Below are 3702 nucleotides of genomic sequence, written 5' to 3'. Positions count from 1 at the left end.
CCCGGCTGCGCGAGCTGTTCTCCGAACGACGGGACGTGGACCAGGTCCACGCCGACGCCGAGCACGCTCATCGCGTGCGCGGTCCGCCGTCCGCGACGTCACCCACCCCCCTGGCGACGTTCCCCGATCCCGGTGCGGGCGGTTCGACGACGGCGGGGGCATTCCCAACCCCGACCGCGTACGTACCGTCCGCACCGAGACGTGCCCGCGGGTCGAGGAGGATCGAGGCCTCCCGCTCCCGCGCGTTGGAGTCACCGAGGCGGCGTCCGACCGGGCGCTGGTACGGGGCAGGGCCGCCATACATCGCCCGCACGAGCCGCAGGCGGCCCGAGATCTCCCGCGCCCGCGACGCCCGCTCGTACTCCTCGCGCTCGTCGGCGTCGAGCGTCGCGAGGAACGCCTCGGGGTGCGCGATGGCGACCAGCGCCGCGACGTGGCCGAACCCGAGGCTCGTGACCAGCCCGGCCCGCATCGGCGCCGGCGCCGGCAGCGCGTCGCGGAGCCACACCAGGTGCGGGTTCTCGTCGAGCACGTCGTCGACGCAGTCGAGGCTCCGGTTCGGCGGCAGCACCTGGCTGCCGAGGACCTGGCAGAGCCCGATCGCCTGGAACGCCGCCGCGCCGCCCTTGGAGTGTCCGGTCAGCGCCTTCTGCGACAGGACGAAGAGCGGGTTGCCCTCGGAGCGCCCGAGCGACGCCGCGATCCGCTCGTGCAGCTCGGACTCGTTGGGATCGTTGGCTGCCGTGGAGGTGTCGTGCTTGGACACCACCGCCACGTCGTCCGCGGCGAGACCGAGCGTCGCGAGCCCGCGCGCCAGCGGCGACTGCGCGCCACCGCGGGCCGCGGCCAGCGCACCCAGGCCCGGTGCCGGGATCGACGTGTGGACGCCGTCAGCGAAGGAGCCCGCGTACGCGACCACACCGAGGACCGGCAGCCCCATCCGGAGCGCCACGTCGCCGCGGGCGAGCAGCACCGTGCCGCCCCCCTGCGACTCGACGAACCCGCCGCGTCGCCGGTCGTTGGCCCGGCTGACGTAGCGAGGGTCGATGCCCTTGGCGAGCATCACGCCGGAGTCGGCGGTCGCGGACATGTCGGCGAATCCGACGATGCCTTCCGTCGACAGGTCGTCGAAACCTCCCGCGACCACGAAGTCGGCCTTGCCGAGCCGGATCTTGTCAGCGCCCTCCTCCATCGAGACCGCCGCCGTGGCGCAGGCGGCGACGGGGTGGACCATCGACCCGTACCCACCGACGTACGACTGCATGACGTGCGCCGCGATGACGTTCGGCAGCGCCTCCTGGAGGATGTCGTTCTGCTTGGCCTCGCCGAGCAGCGTGTCGACGTAGAGCGAGCGCATCGACGTCATGCCGCCCATGCCGGTGCCCTGGGTGCTCGCGACCGCCGCGGGGTGGACCCAGCCCATGAGCTCGGCAGGGCTGAACCCGCTGGAGAGGAACGCGTCCACGGTGCAGACGAGGTTCCAGACCGCGACCCGGTCCAACGACTCGAGCATCTCCGCCGGGACGCCCCACACGGTGGGGTCGAAGCCGGTCGGGATCTGGCCGCCGATCGTCCGGGTCAGCGCGAGACGCCGCGGGACGCGGATCTCGGTGCCCGCCCTGCGCGTCACCGTCCAGTCGCCGTCGGAGCCCGGTGCGATGACCGTACGGCCGGGGTCGGCGTCATACATCGCCCGCGCGGCGGCCTCGTTGCCGACCGAGAACGTGAGGTCCTCGTCGAGGTAGGCCCGAGCGAGCAGGGGCGTCGAGGCGTCGACGAGCGCGCCGTCGTCGGCGTAGCGACGGATGCCGCACCGCTCGACCACTTCGTCGTGGTAGCGCTCGTGGAGCTCGGGCTCGGTGACGGGCTCGCCCGACGCGACGTCGTACCAGCCGCCGTTGTCCCAGGCCACCAGGCCGGTGGACCAGGCGAGCTCGAGCACGCCCGCGGCCGACAGCTCCTCGGACACCTCGTACTCGAACCGCGTGCGCGCCGACCCGTACGGCCCCAGCTCGCCGGCGCCCACGATGACCACGAGGTCTTCGGGGCGGGCCGAGATGCTGGGCCAGGGCACGTCAGGACGCGCAGGCAGCTGCGCCGGCGACGGCGCGAGCGCCGCGATCCTCACGGAGTCGTCGGACTCCGTCGGCACACCGGTCGCACCGACCGCGTCGGCCGCGTCCCGGGCCAGCGCGCCGAGGTCGACGTCGGCCTCGCCCAGCCCGCCGGTCAGGTCGACGGTCACCGGCGCCGTACGCGCCTGAGCGCGGGCCTGCGGTGTCGCCCGCTCGAGCAGAGCCTCGGCCATCTCGTCGGTCGACCAGGTACGGACTCCCGCCTGCTCGACCGCCTCGACGAGCGGGTCGTTGGCCCCCATCAACCCGGTCCCGCGGACCCAGCCGATGATCGCGTGGACGAGCGAGACGCGGTCGCTCCAGGTGGCCTCGCTGGACCACTTCGCGGTGACGGCGTCGAGCGCGGCCTTCGCCTCGCCGTACGCCCCGTCGCCACCGAAGGTGCCCCTGTTCGGGGAGCCCGGCAGCACCACGTGCAGCGTGGACGCGAGGTCGTGGGCGCGGCCCGTGGTGGCGAGTGCGGCGATGAGCCGCTCGACCGACCAGAGCAGGATCCGCATGTCGACCTCGGAGCGGGAGCCGACCTCCGTGAGGTCACCGGCGACCCGCCCCGCGGCGAACGGGAAGAGCAGCGTCGGCGTCAGCGCAGCCTTGACCACCGTGGTGGCGCCACCGGCGGACGTGGTCTGCTCCTCGCTCACCCACGACGCGAGCGCGTCGACGTCGGCGAAGGACGCGAGGTTGGCCGGGACGACCCAGAGGCGTGCCCCGGCGCGGGCGTGCGTGCGGTACAGCTCCTTGAACGCCCGCAGCTTGGACTGGTCGAGCCGGGACGTGGTCGCGACGACGGTGGCGCCGCCACCGAGCAGCCGACCGACGACCGATGCGGCGATCGACCCGGTGCTGGCGCCGGTGACGACGACGACGTCGTCGGCCCAGTCCCCGGGTGTGGTGTCGAGCGCTGCCTCCGCGACCATGGTCAGCCGCTCGGCGACGCCGGTGTCGTCGGTCTGTGAGGCCCACCACCGTGCCTGCGCTGCGACGTCCTCGCCGGCGCCGACGAAGGTCTCGACCGTGGCCGTGACGTCGTCACCCGCGGCGATCCGCGCGACGTCCTCGCGGGCGCTGGCCCACCGGTCGTCGAGCAGCACCGCGCGTCGCGCGTCGAAGGCGGGGGTCGTCAGACGGGCCCAGTCGCTGCCGAGCTCGGCCTCGACCTGCGCCAGCACCGCGGCGTCGGTCGCGTGGTCGCCGGCGTCAGCCACCGCGCCGGCGCTCGACAGTCCCAGCCTCCCGAGCAGGTGGCGAGCGGTGGAGGCGAGCACCCCGTCGGGCCCCGTGATCTCCGCCGTGATCTCACCGAGGGCAGCGGCGTCGACGGTGACGTCGGCGCCACCGGCGCTCGGCATCGCGACGGCGACACCATGCCGGGCGCCGACGGCCGCGACGGCGGCGTCCACCGCGCTGTCGAGCTCCGCGGCGCTGGTCGGCGCCCCGAGCTCGCCGAAGGCTCCGCCCCGTACGCTGCTGCCCTCGCGGGTCGCGAGGGCGAGCTCCGCGACCACGTGGCTGGCCCAGCCCGGTCCGAGCTGCCACACGCCGGTGACGCGGTCGGTGATCGCCGACT

Annotated in this window: 1 protein-coding gene; it reads right to left on the bottom strand. The window is 74.3% G+C overall.

What is annotated here, in order from left to right:
- Positions 1 to 67: 67 nt before the first annotated feature.
- A partial coding sequence (locus PV363_RS16575) for a beta-ketoacyl synthase N-terminal-like domain-containing protein (protein ID WP_301022923.1) occupies positions 68 to 3702 on the bottom strand: 3635 nt, incomplete at its 5' end.

The organism is Mumia sp., from assembly GCF_028803055.1.
Classification (GTDB): domain Bacteria; phylum Actinomycetota; class Actinomycetes; order Propionibacteriales; family Nocardioidaceae; genus Mumia.
Note: the sequence above shows the minus strand (reverse complement) of the source record. Positions and strands in the feature narration are given on the sequence as shown.